The sequence below is a fragment of the Tenacibaculum adriaticum genome (assembly GCF_008124875.1).
GTDB lineage: Bacteria > Bacteroidota > Bacteroidia > Flavobacteriales > Flavobacteriaceae > Polaribacter > Polaribacter adriaticus.
Window position 1 is genome coordinate 1,075,414 of sequence record NZ_VNIA01000001.1, and the last position, 13,892, is coordinate 1,089,305.

16 protein-coding genes and 1 tRNA gene are annotated in these 13,892 nt (G+C 30.2%); 7 read left to right on the forward strand and 10 right to left on the reverse strand.

Annotated features, from left to right (window positions below; all coding sequences use genetic code 11):
- Window positions 1–53: 53 nt before the first annotated feature.
- The 3 genes from ftsZ (at window position 54) to C7447_RS05040 (ending at window position 2,533) form a co-directional block, all read left to right on the forward strand.
- Window positions 54–1,919 carry a cell division protein FtsZ gene (gene ftsZ, locus C7447_RS05030; RefSeq protein WP_148869358.1) on the forward strand — a complete coding sequence of 622 codons (1,866 nt, stop codon included), beginning with the start codon at window positions 54–56 and terminating at the stop codon, window positions 1,917–1,919.
- 79 nt (window positions 1,920–1,998) lie between these two features.
- Entirely contained in the window at window positions 1,999–2,448 is a 450-nt protein-coding gene (locus C7447_RS05035; protein WP_148869360.1) for a GatB/YqeY domain-containing protein, read from the forward strand.
- An 8-nt stretch (window positions 2,449–2,456) separates the two neighbouring features.
- Window positions 2,457–2,533: transfer RNA gene (locus C7447_RS05040), tRNA-Arg, on the forward strand.
- A gap of 160 nt (window positions 2,534–2,693) precedes the next feature.
- Here C7447_RS05040 and C7447_RS05045 read toward each other — a convergent pair.
- The 3 genes from C7447_RS05045 to C7447_RS05055 are packed head-to-tail and all read right to left on the reverse strand — an operon-like array spanning window position 2,694 to window position 4,007.
- Window positions 2,694–3,107, reverse strand: a complete 414-nt coding sequence (locus C7447_RS05045) for a protein-export chaperone SecB (protein ID WP_148869362.1) — start codon at window positions 3,105–3,107, stop codon at window positions 2,694–2,696.
- Window positions 3,055–3,588: a hypothetical protein gene (locus C7447_RS05050; RefSeq protein WP_148869364.1), complete on the reverse strand. Its 534-nt coding sequence runs from the start codon at window positions 3,586–3,588 to the stop codon at window positions 3,055–3,057. The genes C7447_RS05045 and C7447_RS05050 overlap by 53 nt, the downstream gene beginning before the upstream one ends.
- The gene (locus tag C7447_RS05055) at window positions 3,588–4,007 is read right to left on the reverse strand and encodes a hypothetical protein (protein ID WP_148869365.1); all 420 of its coding nucleotides are present in this window, start codon (window positions 4,005–4,007) and stop codon (window positions 3,588–3,590) included. The genes C7447_RS05050 and C7447_RS05055 overlap by 1 nt, the downstream gene beginning before the upstream one ends.
- Window positions 4,008–4,346: 339 nt before the next feature.
- Between C7447_RS05055 and C7447_RS05060 the strand changes: the two genes are divergently transcribed.
- Window positions 4,347–5,156, forward strand: coding sequence for a zinc-dependent peptidase (locus tag C7447_RS05060; RefSeq protein ID WP_148869367.1), 810 nt, complete (start codon window positions 4,347–4,349; stop codon window positions 5,154–5,156).
- Here C7447_RS05060 and rpe read toward each other — a convergent pair.
- Both rpe and C7447_RS05070 read right to left on the reverse strand, forming a co-directional pair.
- A complete protein-coding gene (rpe, locus tag C7447_RS05065; RefSeq protein ID WP_148869369.1) occupies window positions 5,131–5,787 on the reverse strand; it encodes a ribulose-phosphate 3-epimerase in 657 nt (218 codons plus the stop codon). The two genes, C7447_RS05060 and rpe, sit on opposite strands and share 26 nt — an antisense overlap.
- A 144-nt stretch (window positions 5,788–5,931) precedes the next feature.
- A complete protein-coding gene (locus C7447_RS05070; RefSeq protein WP_148869371.1) occupies window positions 5,932–6,795 on the reverse strand; it encodes a sigma-70 family RNA polymerase sigma factor in 864 nt (287 codons plus the stop codon).
- Window positions 6,796–7,005: 210 nt separating this feature from the next.
- Here C7447_RS05070 and C7447_RS05075 point away from each other — a divergent pair, with 210 nt between their 5' ends.
- The 3 genes from C7447_RS05075 to C7447_RS05085 are packed head-to-tail and all read left to right on the forward strand — an operon-like array spanning window position 7,006 to window position 8,615.
- The gene (locus tag C7447_RS05075; RefSeq protein ID WP_148869373.1) at window positions 7,006–7,581 is read left to right on the forward strand and encodes an RNA polymerase sigma factor; all 576 of its coding nucleotides are present in this window, start codon (window positions 7,006–7,008) and stop codon (window positions 7,579–7,581) included.
- Window positions 7,582–7,583: 2 nt separating this feature from the next.
- On the forward strand, window positions 7,584–7,775 hold the full coding sequence (locus C7447_RS05080; protein WP_148869385.1) for a hypothetical protein: 192 nt from the start codon (window positions 7,584–7,586) through the stop codon (window positions 7,773–7,775).
- A gap of 21 nt (window positions 7,776–7,796) precedes the next feature.
- Window positions 7,797–8,615 carry a mechanosensitive ion channel family protein gene (locus C7447_RS05085; protein WP_148869387.1) on the forward strand — a complete coding sequence of 273 codons (819 nt, stop codon included), beginning with the start codon at window positions 7,797–7,799 and terminating at the stop codon, window positions 8,613–8,615.
- 274 nt (window positions 8,616–8,889) lie between these two features.
- On the opposite strand, the gene porT is transcribed toward C7447_RS05085, so the two are convergent.
- The 5 genes from porT to C7447_RS05110 form a co-directional block, all read right to left on the reverse strand.
- A complete protein-coding gene (porT, locus tag C7447_RS05090; protein WP_148869389.1) occupies window positions 8,890–9,591 on the reverse strand; it encodes a type IX secretion/gliding motility protein PorT/SprT in 702 nt (233 codons plus the stop codon).
- A 1-nt stretch (window position 9,592) separates the two neighbouring features.
- A complete protein-coding gene (gene ubiE, locus C7447_RS05095; protein ID WP_148869391.1) occupies window positions 9,593–10,321 on the reverse strand; it encodes a bifunctional demethylmenaquinone methyltransferase/2-methoxy-6-polyprenyl-1,4-benzoquinol methylase UbiE in 729 nt (242 codons plus the stop codon).
- Window positions 10,314–11,210, reverse strand: a complete 897-nt coding sequence (locus tag C7447_RS05100) for a NifU family protein (protein WP_148869393.1) — start codon at window positions 11,208–11,210, stop codon at window positions 10,314–10,316. The genes ubiE and C7447_RS05100 overlap by 8 nt, the downstream gene beginning before the upstream one ends.
- A 100-nt stretch (window positions 11,211–11,310) precedes the next feature.
- Window positions 11,311–12,663: an OmpP1/FadL family transporter gene (locus C7447_RS05105; protein WP_148869395.1), complete on the reverse strand. Its 1,353-nt coding sequence runs from the start codon at window positions 12,661–12,663 to the stop codon at window positions 11,311–11,313.
- 43 nt (window positions 12,664–12,706) lie between these two features.
- Window positions 12,707–13,804, reverse strand: coding sequence for a hypothetical protein (locus C7447_RS05110; RefSeq protein ID WP_148869397.1), 1,098 nt, complete (start codon window positions 13,802–13,804; stop codon window positions 12,707–12,709).
- Between the last annotated feature and the right edge of the window lie 88 nt (window positions 13,805–13,892).

Genomic DNA, 13,892 nt, shown 5'->3' on the forward strand with positions numbered 1-13,892 from the left:
CCCAAAAAAAGGACAATATAAAGTAATTAAAAATTAAAAAAAGAAGAGTTATTATGAGCGCAGAATTCGATAACATTTCATTTGATATGCCAAAATCTCAATCGAACGCAATTAAGGTTATTGGTGTAGGTGGGGGAGGGAGTAATGCTGTAAATCACATGTTTAGCAAACAAATTCACGGGGTAGATTTCGTAATTTGTAACACCGATGCACAAGCATTAGAAAACAGTCCAATTCCTAATAAAATTCAATTAGGAGCACACTTAACATCTGGTTTAGGTGCAGGCGCAAACCCAGAAGTAGGGGCACAAGCAGCAGCCGAAAGTATTCAAGACATTCAACAAATGTTGAGTACACATACCAAAATGGTATTTATTACTGCGGGTATGGGTGGTGGTACAGGTACGGGAGCTGCGCCAATTATTGCTAAAATTGCAAAGGATATGGATATTTTAACGGTAGGTATCGTTACAATGCCATTTCAGTTTGAAGGGAGAATGCGCTCAAAACAAGCTCAAGAAGGAATTGATGAACTACGTAAAAATGTAGATTCATTAATTGTAATTAATAATAATAAGTTGCGAGAAGTTTACGGGAATCTTGGTTTTAAAGCAGGATTTTCTAAAGCAGATGAAGTATTAGCAACGGCAGCAAAAGGAATAGCAGAGGTAATAACACATCACTATAAGCAAAACATCGATTTACATGATGCTAAAACAGTTCTTTCTAATAGTGGAACTGCAATTATGGGGTCTGCAAGAGAATCTGGAGCTAATAGAGCTAAAAATGCCATTGTAAAAGCATTAGATTCTCCATTGTTAAACGATAATAAAATTACAGGAGCAAAAAATGTTTTATTATTAATAGTTTCTGGTACAAATGAAGTTACTTTAGATGAAATAGGTGAGGTGAATGATTACATTCAAACTGAAGCAGGTTTTGATGCAAACATTATTATGGGAATTGGTGAAGATGAGTCTTTAGAAGATGGTATTGCGGTCACAGTGGTTGCAACTGGTTTTGCTCCAGATCAACAAAGTACTATAACCAACACAGAGGTTAAGAAAATTGTTCATACATTAGAAGATGAGCAAAAAGCAACCTATAATTTTGATGCTAAAACGATCTCTAAATCACCAACTTTTGACGAACCTTTAGCTTCTAAAGAAGATAAAAAAGTTGTACATGTTTTAGACTTTGAAGAAGAGATAAATGAACCTAAACAAGATTTAGTTCCAACAACGGCTTTTATTCAAAATACTGAAGTTGTATATGAGGAAATTAACGTAAATAATGTTTCTGAGGAAGAATTTATTATAACAAATATGACATCTCCAGTTGTAGAAGAAGAATTAGTTGAGGAGCCAATTCAGCAAGATTTATTGTTTGATTTACCGCTAAATTCTTACGAAGAGATCAAACCAAACAGTAAATTGGTTGATACTACAGAAGCAATAAAAAATATAGAAGTTATAGCGGAAGAAGTTAAACCAAGAATTGAAACTCGTTTTGTATTAGAAGATTTTGAAGTGCAACCAACAATTGGTAAAAGTTCTACTCCGTCAGTTAAAAAAGAAATAGAAGAAGAATTGCAATTAGAGCTAAGAACAAAAACTAAAGAGGAAATTAATCAAATAGAAACGACTAGTCAAGAAGTTTCTCCTTTGAGTTTAACTATTTCAGAATTAGAAAAAAGAGCACAGGAGCGTCGTGATAAAATGAAAGGGTTTAATTATAAGTTTAATGACCAATTGAACAAGAACATAGATGAAATTGAGCGTCAACCTGCATATAAAAGATTGGGAGTGGATTTAGATGGGAATGCTCAAATTAGTAAAACGAAAACTACTTTGAGTACAGACAATGATGATATTCAATTCCGTTCTAATAATTCATTTTTACATGATAATGTAGATTAATAAAAAAGAGATTTATAAAAGCTTCTGAGAAATCAGAAGTTTTTTTTATATGTATATTTGAATTTCAAAATTTTAAAAGATGAGTTTGCAAAAAGAAGTAATGGATAAAATGAAAGAAGCTATGAAATCGAAAGATACTGTGGCTTTAACTGCATTAAGAGCATTAAAATCTGCTTTTATGTTAGCTAAAACAGAAACAGGAGTAGCAGAAGAAATAACAGAAGAGCAAGAGTTGAAAATTGTACAAAAACAAGTAAAGCAACGAAAAGATAGTGCCGCTATTTTTGTAGCCCAAAACCGTAATGATTTAGCAGAACCAGAATTGGCTGAAGCAAAAGTTTTAGAACAATTTTTACCTGCAGCATTATCTGAAGAAGAAATTGAGAAAGTAGTTGTTGATACGATTGCGAAAGTAAATGCAGAAGGTATGAAAGATATGGGAAAAGTAATGGGAATTGTTTCTCAAGAATTAGCAGGACAAGCAGATGGAAAAACAATATCAAGCATCGTACGTGCAAAATTAACATAATAAAAAAAGGCTCCGTAGTTCAACTGGATAGAATATCAGATTTCGGCTCTGAGGGTTGGGGGTTCGAATCCCTCCGGTGCCACCAAAGAAAAAACACTAAAATTGAAGATTATTGTTTATTTATAAACATCTTGTTTTTAGTGTTTTACTTTTTTTTGTAGTTTCTATATTATGAGAGAATTATTAAAATAAATCAAAAACTTCCCTAAAAAATACCAAAAAAAATAAAGTGGGAAGTTGTAATTTTAAATAGTTTTAGTCTTTTCTTTCAAAACATTTTTTAACCCTGTTAAATTTAATGTTTCTAAAATTATTACACCAGTATTAGCTTGAAGTGTTAAAGTGCTGACAAATGATCTTAAATAAGGAAAAATAATAGCTATTGCATTTGTGTAAAAATATTCAGGAATTTCTTTTAAATCAATTACTTCTGAAAATTTGAAAATTCCAACAACCTTAGCAGAAATAACATTTTGGTTATTATCACCATTATTTCCTTTGAAGTCAAGAATTAGATTAAATATCCCATCAGCTTTTTGATATTCTCCGCTCACATCAAAAGATAAATTTAATTCTGGATTCTCTTTTGATTCATTATAAGAAAAATTAGGTACTGCAAATTTCTTTAAAGTAAAAGAAGCTTTTTTTGTTTCTGTCATGGTGCAAATTTAAATAAAAAAGACTTTGATTATAATCAAAGTCTTTTTTATTTTTTGGTATAATTTTATCCCAAATGGATTTACTTCTGGGTATAGGTATATCAAAACTAATAAGATTAATATTGTGAAATTCATATTTAGGCGAATTATCAATTACATAATCAACTGGTAAAGGTGTATTTATAAGTTGATATTCACATTCTTCATTAAGAGCACTTAATTCTAATATCGGATTTTCAATAGAAATTAACACATTGTCGGAGATGAATAATATTTCTTCATCTGGGAATGTCTCCTCAAAAATATCTTCTAAGCCAATTTGTTTAACAACATATTTTTTGTCATTAGAAAAAGACTCAATAGGCTTAACTTCTATAATATGAGTGTTAATATAATCACGATACTCATACTTTATTTCTAAATATGAAAGCTCATTATATAATTCCTCAAGTTTATTTTTTAAAAAATATATAGATTTCATTAAAGTTTTGTGTTTATTAATTTTATAATCTCTTTACTTAGTCTTAATGCTTCTTTACTTTTTTTCATCGTAACAGATTCATTTCTATAATCAGACAATACTCTATAAGTTTTGAGTAGGTTAATTTTATCCTTTACACCTTTTCTGAAAATAATGTCTGATTTTTTTTCAACTTCAGTTAGAATCAATTTAATTGGATAATCATGGGAATTCAAAGTTCTGGCAGCACTTTGTCTAGAGATCGAAATATCACTGTCAATTTTTTCGTATGAAAAACCAATTTTATTCAATTTTGATTTAATAAACTGAAAACACCCAAAGTATGAACAATGAACACTCGGGGCAAAATTATCATATTCATCTATTAATACTCTTGCAGCTTCTAAATTAAATTCAGACTTGTTTTTTAAATGACTCAATAATAGCAAATTTGTTACAAAAGTACAATAATATACATTAAAATCAATACTGTACTAAATATACATATTTTTATTGAATTATTTATTTGAGCATAAATTTTTATTTAAAAATATAGTTTTAACTTCGTTATAATAATGAGGTTATAAATAATTGAAGTTGTAATACGATGAAAGAAATATTAAAAAATAGACGTAAAAAACAAACAAAATACCCAATTACTACCCAGTAAATTTATTAAAATATTTATTTTCAATAAGTTAAATGGTTTTATATAATCCCTCCGGAGTCACTAAAAAATAAAAAACTTGAAGTGCAATACTTCGAGTTTTTATCATTTTATGAAACATATTTACATTTTTAAACTTATTACTTTTCTCGTTGGAGGCGCTAGTGTTATAGTTAATAGTATCGATATTGGTTATGCTTATTTTTTTAATAAACCATTGTTTGTTCACTTTTACCCAATAAAGAAAAGATTATCGAGGCAACAAAAAGATTTTTTAAAGGAGAATATTTCTTTTTATAAAGATTTAAGCGATAAACATAAGTCATACTTCGAACATAGATTAGCAATATTTATGAGAGAATATGATTTTATAGGAAGAGAAAATTTTGACATTACACCAGAAGTTAAGGTTTTAATAGCTTGTTCTTATGTAAAGTTAACCTTCGGAATGAGAAGACATGTAACATCAGTATTTAATAAGATTGTTATTTATCCAGGTACTTTTTATTCGATGATAACAAAACAATATCATAAAGGAGAATTTAATCCTGGCTTTAAAATGATTGTTTTTTCTTGGGAAGATTTTTTGTTAGGAGATGTAATTACCAATGATAATTTAAACTTAGGGATTCATGAGTTTACTCATGCTTTAACTTTCCATGGTAAAAAATCAAAAGATATTAGTGCTTCTATTTTTTTTAAGGCTTATAAACAAATTTCTATTTTTTTAGACGATGAGAAAAACTTGACAAAAATTAAGAAATCAAATTACTTTAGAGAATACGCTCTAACAAATAAGTTAGAATTTGTTGCTGTAATTATGGAGCATTTCTTTGAAATACCACAAGATTTACAGCAACAATTTCCTTTGTTATATAATAAAATTGAAAGAATGCTTAATTACAAATCGATTTCAAATTAGCAATAGTTTCAGTAGGGTTTTCGCTTTTAAAAACAAAACTACCTGCCACCAATGCATTTGCACCAGCTTCAATTAATTGATTTGCATTTTTGTCCGTAACCCCACCATCTATTTCGATTAGACAATTAGACTTAGAAAATTCGATTAAATGTTTTAACTGGCTAACTTTTTTATAGGTATTTTCAATGAAAGACTGTCCGCCAAACCCAGGATTTACGCTCATAATTAACACTAAGTCTAAATCAGTAATAATATCTTCTAATACAGCAATTGGCGTGTGTGGGTTCAAAGCAACTCCAGCTTTCATACCTGCCGCTTTTATCGCTTGAATCGTTCTGTGTAAGTGTGTGCAAGCTTCGTAGTGTACTGTTAAAATATCAGCTCCTAAATCTGCAAATGTTTGTATATATCTATCAGGATCTACAATCATTAAATGTACATCGATAGTTTTTGTTGCGTGTTTGCTAATAGCTTTTAAAACTGGCATACCATAAGATATGTTGGGTACAAAAACGCCGTCCATAATATCAATATGAAACCAGTCGGCTTCACTATTGTTTACCATTTCTACGTCGCGTTGTAAATTGCCAAAATCGGCAGCTAAAATTGAAGGTGCAATTAAATTACTCATTTGTTTGTTGTTGTGTTGTGATTTGTTTTAGCAAAAGTAGTTATATATAAAAGAAAACTCTCGAAATTAATTCGAGAGTTTTTAATAGATATTTATGTTTTAGTTTTTAAGCATGAATAAGATGCTTATAGTAATCTGAGATTACTATCCTAAATAAGTCATTAAAATTTTACTTCTAGAAGTATGCTTTAATCTTCTAATTGCTTTTTCTTTAATTTGACGAACACGTTCACGAGTTAAATCGAAAGTTTCTCCAATTTCTTCTAGAGTCATTGGTTGGTGTTCACCTAAACCAAAGTACAATTTAACAACATCAGCTTCACGTGGAGTAAGAGTTTCTAAAGCTCTATTAATTTCTATACGTAAAGATTCGTGTAGTAAAACTCTATCTGGATTTGGAGATTCACCTGAATTTAATACATCGTATAAATTAGAATCTTCACCTTCAATTAAAGGTGCATCCATAGATACATGACGACCAGAATTTTTCATCGATTCTTTTACATCATTTACCGTCATGTCTAACTTCTTAGCAATTTCTTCAGCACTTGGTGGGCGCTCATTCTCTTGCTCTAAAAAAGCATACATTTTATTGATTTTGTTAATAGAACCAATTTTGTTTAATGGTAAACGAACGATACGAGACTGTTCTGCTAATGCTTGTAAAATAGATTGACGAATCCACCATACTGCATATGATATAAATTTAAAACCACGAGTTTCATCGAAACGTTTAGCGGCTTTAATTAATCCTAAATTACCTTCATTAATTAAATCTGGTAATGTTAACCCTTGATTTTGATATTGTTTAGCTACCGATACAACGAAACGTAAATTAGCTTTTGTTAATTTCTCTAAAGCTCTTTGATCTCCAGCTTTAATACGTTGTGCTAATTCTACTTCTTCATCTGCAGTAATTAAATCTACTTTTCCTATTTCCTGTAAATATTTGTCTAACGACGCGGTTTCTCTATTAGTAACCTGTTTTGTAATCTTAAGTTGTCTCATCTAATTAAAAGGTGATTTTTAATGATTATTACTCGACCTACATTAACTTATACGTTATGTTTTAAGAAAATGTTACAAAAAAGTTTTATTTTTTGTAATTTTTTTTTTCTTGACTAATAGAAATGTTAAATTAGTTGTTTAAATAACTGTGACCTCATAATTTATTAAGTGTCTAACAACAACAACCAAATTAGTAAGTAATACAAACTATTGAAAACTATTGACGCTACAAAATTTACTGACGAAGAGCTGGTTCGTAAAATAGTAGAGAAAAATGATACTCATTTATTCGCTATTTTATACGATAGGTATGCTGGTGTAGTATACAATAAGTGTTTTGGTTTTTCTAAGAACAAAGAAGAGGCACAAGATTTAGCACACGATGTTTTTGTTCAGTTATTTATAAAATTAAGAATGTTTAAGGGTAGATCTAAGTTCTCTACTTGGCTATATTCTTTTACTTATAATTTTTGTGTTAATTATGTTCAAAGAAATAGTGCTAAAAAGAAAGAAAAAGTTACTGTAGTTACTGATGTAATTAAAGATGAAGATATTGATGACAATGAAATAGATGATTCAACATTATTTGAATTAAAATCAGATAAGTTAGCAAAAGCATTATCAAAAATAGATCCAGAAGATAAAATGATTCTTTTAATGAAGTATCAAGACGATATGAGTATAAAAGAAATAAAAGAAGTCTTAGATATTGGAGATAGCGCAGTGAAAATGCGTTTAAAAAGAGCAAAAGATAAGGTAGTTACAGCCTATAATAAATTAATCTAGTTATGGATAATCCATTTAAGAAAATATTACATAGCGAAGAGTTGCCAGAAGTACTTAGAAAAAAAGTACTTGATGATGTTGCTATGATAAAACTTACCATAGATATGGCAGATTTATTTGTGGTTAAGTATCCTAATACTTTAGGTGATTTATTTATGGGGGGAGGAACACCAGAAACTGAAAAAGAAGATTAAAATTAACTAAACAAAATAATTATGATAGCACTACAAATAGATTTTTTGAAACCATTTAAAGATATTTTAGATGATATTGTAGATTCTTTACCCACAGTGGCTGGCTTTATTGGTTATGTAATTTTTGTATGGATTTTTATAAAAGTATTCCTTTATGTTGTGAAAAAAATTTTAGCAAAAACGAATATAGATCAGTGGTCAGAAAAATTGAGTGAAACTGAAATTTTTGGCAGTACAACGATTAATATCGTTTTTACTAAGGTTATTTTAGGGGTGTTAAAATGGTTTTTGATATTGATTTTCATTATGGGAGGCTCAGAAATGTTTGGATTAACAACTGTTTCTGATGGATTAAAGAGCTTCTTTGCATATTTGCCAAAATTAATAACAGCTCTCAGTATTTTTGTTGGTGGAGCCTATTTAGGAACAATGGTAAAAAAAGCTATTCAAACAATGTTCAAATCATTAGAAATTAATGGTGGAAATTTAGTTGGAAATATTGCTTTTTATTTAATAGTTATTTTTTTATCTATAACAGCTCTAGATCAGGCAGGTGTAGATACATCGGTAATTAAAAGTAATTTAACTTTATTGATAGGGTCTGTTTTATTGGCGTTTACCATAGCTTTTGGATTAGGCGCAAGAGATGCAATAAGTAGACTGCTTTTTGGGTATTATTCTCGTAAGAATATAGAAATAGGATCTAACATTAAAATTGGTGAAATTGAAGGCGTTGTAATTGCTATAGACAATATATGTTTGACATTGAGAACTAATGAGGGGCTGATAGTTGTGCCGATTAAAGATATAGTGGACAACAAAATAATTGTGAAAAAATAATATTTATATCAAAAAAAAATTATATTTGTTGTAGAATTTGATGAATTTGATAATTATTTAGGTTTTTTACTAAAAAAACATAATTAACAATAAATCGGTAGATTTCGGGGGACTTCTATCAAAGTACTACATAACGTAGTTTTAAGGGTTACCAGCAATGGTAATCCTTTTTTTTATGAAAAAATAAAAGAAGAATATGAAGAAATTAATGAGTCAGGTACTGATAGCTGTTATAGTTGAATCATTCTAAAAAAGAGCTATCGGTTACTCTTTTCTATTCAAAAGCTAAGTGTAGAAATATACCTCTTGTCCCCATATAATTGATAGGGTCTGTCCATTGGCTTGGTGAACTGTTATCGTACTTTAGTTCATTATTAATAGCAAAAAGACCGCGAATAGAAGGGGATAATTTAAAATAAGGCAAATATAAATCAATGCCAATACCTAATTCGTACATTAAATTACTTGATTTTTGTCTGAATTGACCAGCAAAATTATCATCTCCATTACTTTCATTGCTAGAAAAGTTATAGTCGTAAGAAAATCCGCCTAAAACATATGGGCGAATATTATTAAGCCTATCTGTACTAAATTTAAATACTAAGGGTAAATGAAGGTAAGTATTACCAACATCTTCTCTTGTTCCCTCTACTTCATTAGTAATATGTTTGAAACGAAGAGTTTTTGTGTTGGAAATTAAGCCTGGTTCAAAACGGAGGTTTATATTTTTGTGTAATCTTAAATCAGCAATTAAACCAACATTAAAACCAATAGATGAAGAAGATTCAATATCAGGGTTTGCAATACTACTTGGTTTATAATCAATCTTAAAGTTATTATCATTTAAACCTAAATAAAAACCATAATGGAATAGTGGTTTATCAAAATTAGGAAGGTTTTCTATTTTCTCTTTTTGAGCAAAAACAGTACTAATTATCAATAGAAAAAAACTAAAAAGAAGGATTTTTTTAAGCATATTATTTTGTTGATGAATAAATAGTAGCAACGCCAAAGGTTACTGGTAAATTCTTTGCATTCTTAAACCCATTTTTTTGTAAAATATTGTTGAAAGCTTTTCCAAAAGGAAAAGAATTTGCACTTTCAGATAGATATGAATATGCAACTTTATCTTTAGAAAACAATTTTCCAACTATAGGAAGAAAGAAATTTGTATACAATTTATAGCCTTGTTTAAAAGGAAATTTGGTCGGATTTGAAGTTTCTAAAACCACAAATTTACCTCCTGGCTTTAATACACGATAAATTTCAGTTAAACCTTTGTCTAAGTTTTCAAAATTACGAACACCAAAAGATACAGTAATAGCGTCAAAAGTATTGTCTTCAAAAGGCATGTTTTCACTATCGCCAACAATCATTTCGATCTTGCCTGATAAATTAGCTTTGGCTATTTTTTGTTTACCAACTTCTAACATACCTGCAGATATGTCTAAACCAACAATGCGTTCTGGGTTTAATTTAGCCATCATTAAAGCTAGATCTCCTGTTCCAGTAGCAATATCTAATATTTGTTTAGGATTGTTTTCTCCTACTAATTTAACTACTTTTTTACGCCAGCTTACATCAATACCTAAAGAAATAACACGGTTTAATCCATCGTAATTTTCAGATATATTGTCAAACATTTGAGCAACTTGCTCTTTTTTTCCTAAATTAGAATCCTTATAAGGTTTTACTTGTTTACCCATTGATTGCTACTACTTCGTTAATTTGATTTGGTAACATATCCTTTAATAAGGTTTCAATACCATTTTTTAATGTTGCTGTTGATGATGGACACCCACTACATGCTCCTTGTAAAATTACACTTACACGTTTAGTTTCTTCATCGTACGATTGAAATGCAATATTTCCACCGTCAGATGCTACTGCAGGTTTTATATATTCATCTAAAATATCTACAATTTTTGCTGAAGTCTCAGATAAATTTTCTTTCTGAATTTCAACATTTTGTTTTGTTTCTTTCTTCGGAAGTTCTGCAATAATGGTTTTACCATCTTGAATATAACTACGGATGAATGTGCGTACTTCTTGGTATACATCATTCCACTCAACCATATCGTATTTAGTGATAGATATGTAGTTTTCAGATATAAAAACTTCTTTAACAAAAGGAAAGTTAAACATAGCTAATGCTAAAGGAGATGATTTGCTTGCCTCATCAATGTTTTTGTACTCAACATCTGTTTGTGTTAATGCTTTGTTGGTTCCAAACTTCATTACTGCTGGGTTGGGAGTAACTTCTGCATACACTTCAACAGCATCCTTTTTAGTAGCTGTTTCTTCTTTTACAACCATGTTACCATCTTGTAAATAGACTTGTATTTGTTCACGAACTTCCTCTTCTACATCACTCCATGCTACAATGTCATATCGTTGAATTGCAATAAAGTTAGCAGTGATAAAAACCTTCTTTACAAAAGGTAAATAAAAAAGTTGTTGTGCTAAAGGCGAGTTTTTAGCTTCGTCTATATTGTTGTACTCGTAACTACCTCCATTTATTAAAATTGAATTACTTACAAACTTAATAATGGTTTCGTTAGCGGTTTCTTGTATGTTTATTTTAATCTCGTTCATGTTCTGTAAATGAAAGGCAAAATTACGGTAAAAAACTGAGATTATTAGGTATAAAAAAAATCCCGCATTTAGCGGGATTTTTTTATATTTTCTTTCAGATTTATAAGTTAAACGTAATTGTTCCTGTAATTCTTGAAGTGTTATTATCAATATTTAAGTCTCCTGTATTATAAATACTATAAAACTCTTTATTTTCTGAATTGGTATACCCTAAGTCGAATTTTGTGTTTCCGAAGCTGTAACCTAAACCTAAAGAAAAACCTCGAATATTGTCTTTATTTGTGTTGCCACCAGCTACAAGGTTCGGATCCTTTTCATAATGATATCCTCCACGTACACTCATTCTGTCAAAACGCCATTCAGTACCAATATTTAGAGCTTGTGTATTGCGGTAATTATTTTTAAAATTAGAGTTTTCTTGTTCAAAATTTCCATCTCTGTATTTAATGCTTTTGTAGTCTTTGTATGTATAATCTACACTAATTAATCCTTGTTTACCAAAAATATAAGCACTACTTGCAGTAATTCTACTTGGTGATTTAAAACTATAGTAAAATGATTCGGTACCAATTATATCAATATACTCATCAATATCTAAATCTTCAACAGCATTCATGTATAACTCATCATAATAGTCTTCAATCACTTCTTGATACCAAGTTGGGGTTTCATATGCTAAACCTAAACGTAAGTTTTGGTTGAACTTGTAGATAAACCCTAATCCTAAAGAAAAACCACTTCCTTGAATATAGCTTTCGGTGTAATTTTCGACATCTAGAACATTTCCATTAACATCATCATTGACTTCGTTGAAAAATGAAATTCTAGTTAAATCCAAGTCATGGAAGTTTAAAGATGCTCCTACAAACAATTTGTCCTGATGAACTGCTGAAAAACCAACATTAAAGACGCTTGATTGTCCGCTTGTACTTGTAGAGATATATTGATCTATACTACCATCAAATTGGTTTGGAACTGCATTAGTGTCAGCAAAATGTTCGTTGTAAAATAGACGATTACTATTTCCTTGAGCGGAATAAAAACCATCAAAATCTTTTTTCATTCTGTAGTTAAAAGAGAAAGCAAAACGATTCCAGTCAGAATTATAAGCAGTATCAAAAACAAAAACACCACCTACTTGTGAGATATTAAAGTAGTCATCTTGATAATTTGTGGTATTTCCATAGTAATTACTGTTGTAATCAGTATTTCTATTTCCTAATGTAAAAGAAATTTTATTGTTTATTGCAATAGCTCCACCCGCAGGGTTAATTCCTATCGCAGAAATATCACTGCCTAAAGCTCCGAATGCACCACTCATTGCTTCAAAACGAGCTGTTCCGTAATTATCATCTTTAGAGAATAATATTCCTAACTCATTATAGTTTAATAACTGGGAATAAGATGAGTAAGTTAATGCAGTAAAAGCTACAATTAGTAAAATCCGTTTCATTTTAAGTCTTAATTTGTTAATTAATCATTTAAGTTTGATTAAATTATCTTCTTCTACTAGATCGAGAGCTACTTCCGCCAGAGGTATTTCTTGAACTTGAATAATTTCTTGAGCTACTAGATGCTGAGCTATTTCTACTTGATGAGCTACGTGAACTTCTGTTTGAAGAATATTCTCGTGTGTTTCCTTTACTGGAACGTCTTGTTGAACTAGAATTGGTACGAGTACTTTTTGAACGAGCAGTAGTACCTCCTCTAGAAGTTCTAGTACTTCTTGTGCTTCCGCTTGGTTTATAACCACCAGTCCTAGTTCCTCTAATAGATCTAGTGCTTCTTGTGCTGCGGTTTGTTCTTGAATCGCTACGCGTATTTCTGGTTGCTCTTGTTGAACGAGTTGAGGTGTTACTTCTTCTATATACGTTTGATGATCGTCTTGATGATGAGGTGGCTTTACGAGATGAAGTTCTTCTAGAATTAGAAGCTAATGTGCTTCTTCTGTAAGGATTCGACCCTCTTCTAACATTTCTGTAGTAACGATTGTTGTAATAACCATATCTATAAGGCGATCCATAATAACCGTAGTTTCTGTAGTATGGAGGATAATAATAAGGATTATAATAACCTACACCAACGTAAAACCCATAGTCCCAGTAGTAAGGAGAGTGATAAGGATGCCAGTAAGGATTGTAGCCCCACCTGTTATATCCCCAAGGTCTGTACCAGTAAGGATTATCCCAACTATTATATCCGTAACCTAAATTAACATTGATAACAACATCGGTATCAGATTCATATCCCCAAGGTTCGTTTTCATTATAAGAGATTTGTGTTTGAGGTTCTTCTTCAATATAATCTTCATCCTCGTAATCGTCAGATTTATATTCATCGATATCAGTAATAATATCAGTTCCTTTTAAATCTTCTAAACGTTGTAATTCCTTAGTGAAATAATTATCGTTATACTCCTTATATTCTTTTTCGTCGGCTATAACAACTCTTCGTTGTGGTTGTTCAACATCTTCATCATATATTCCATCACTACCAGTAGCAGTTTGTGCTGTTCCGCAAGAAACTAACAACGTCACCATTAGAAATGATAAAATATAAAATGAAAGTTTGGTGTTGGTGTAAGGTGACTTCATATCTTTTGTTTTTAGGATGAATGTATTCATTTTGTACTTCTTATGCAAAAAACAATTTCTTTGTTGGGCTTATTGCCTTTTTAATGTA

What these genes read in the sequence shown, in the direction of transcription:
- C7447_RS05110 (WP_148869397.1), bottom strand. Translation starts at nt 13,804, where the DNA reads ATGAAGTCACCTTACACCAACACCAAACTTTCATTTTATATTTTATCA.
- C7447_RS05035 (WP_148869360.1), top strand. Translation starts at nt 1,999, where the DNA reads ATGAGTTTGCAAAAAGAAGTAATGGATAAAATGAAAGAAGCTATGAAA.
- C7447_RS05060 (WP_148869367.1), top strand. Translation starts at nt 4,347, where the DNA reads ATGAAACATATTTACATTTTTAAACTTATTACTTTTCTCGTTGGAGGC.
- C7447_RS05100 (WP_148869393.1), bottom strand. Translation starts at nt 11,210, where the DNA reads ATGAACGAGATTAAAATAAACATACAAGAAACCGCTAACGAAACCATT.
- C7447_RS05045 (WP_148869362.1), bottom strand. Translation starts at nt 3,107, where the DNA reads ATGACAGAAACAAAAAAAGCTTCTTTTACTTTAAAGAAATTTGCAGTA.
- C7447_RS05080 (WP_148869385.1), top strand. Translation starts at nt 7,584, where the DNA reads ATGGATAATCCATTTAAGAAAATATTACATAGCGAAGAGTTGCCAGAA.
- C7447_RS05085 (WP_148869387.1), top strand. Translation starts at nt 7,797, where the DNA reads ATGATAGCACTACAAATAGATTTTTTGAAACCATTTAAAGATATTTTA.
- rpe (WP_148869369.1), bottom strand. Translation starts at nt 5,787, where the DNA reads ATGAGTAATTTAATTGCACCTTCAATTTTAGCTGCCGATTTTGGCAAT.
- C7447_RS05105 (WP_148869395.1), bottom strand. Translation starts at nt 12,663, where the DNA reads ATGAAACGGATTTTACTAATTGTAGCTTTTACTGCATTAACTTACTCA.
- porT (WP_148869389.1), bottom strand. Translation starts at nt 9,591, where the DNA reads ATGCTTAAAAAAATCCTTCTTTTTAGTTTTTTTCTATTGATAATTAGT.
- ftsZ (WP_148869358.1), top strand. Translation starts at nt 54, where the DNA reads ATGAGCGCAGAATTCGATAACATTTCATTTGATATGCCAAAATCTCAA.
- C7447_RS05050 (WP_148869364.1), bottom strand. Translation starts at nt 3,588, where the DNA reads ATGAAATCTATATATTTTTTAAAAAATAAACTTGAGGAATTATATAAT.
- ubiE (WP_148869391.1), bottom strand. Translation starts at nt 10,321, where the DNA reads ATGGGTAAACAAGTAAAACCTTATAAGGATTCTAATTTAGGAAAAAAA.
- C7447_RS05070 (WP_148869371.1), bottom strand. Translation starts at nt 6,795, where the DNA reads ATGAGACAACTTAAGATTACAAAACAGGTTACTAATAGAGAAACCGCG.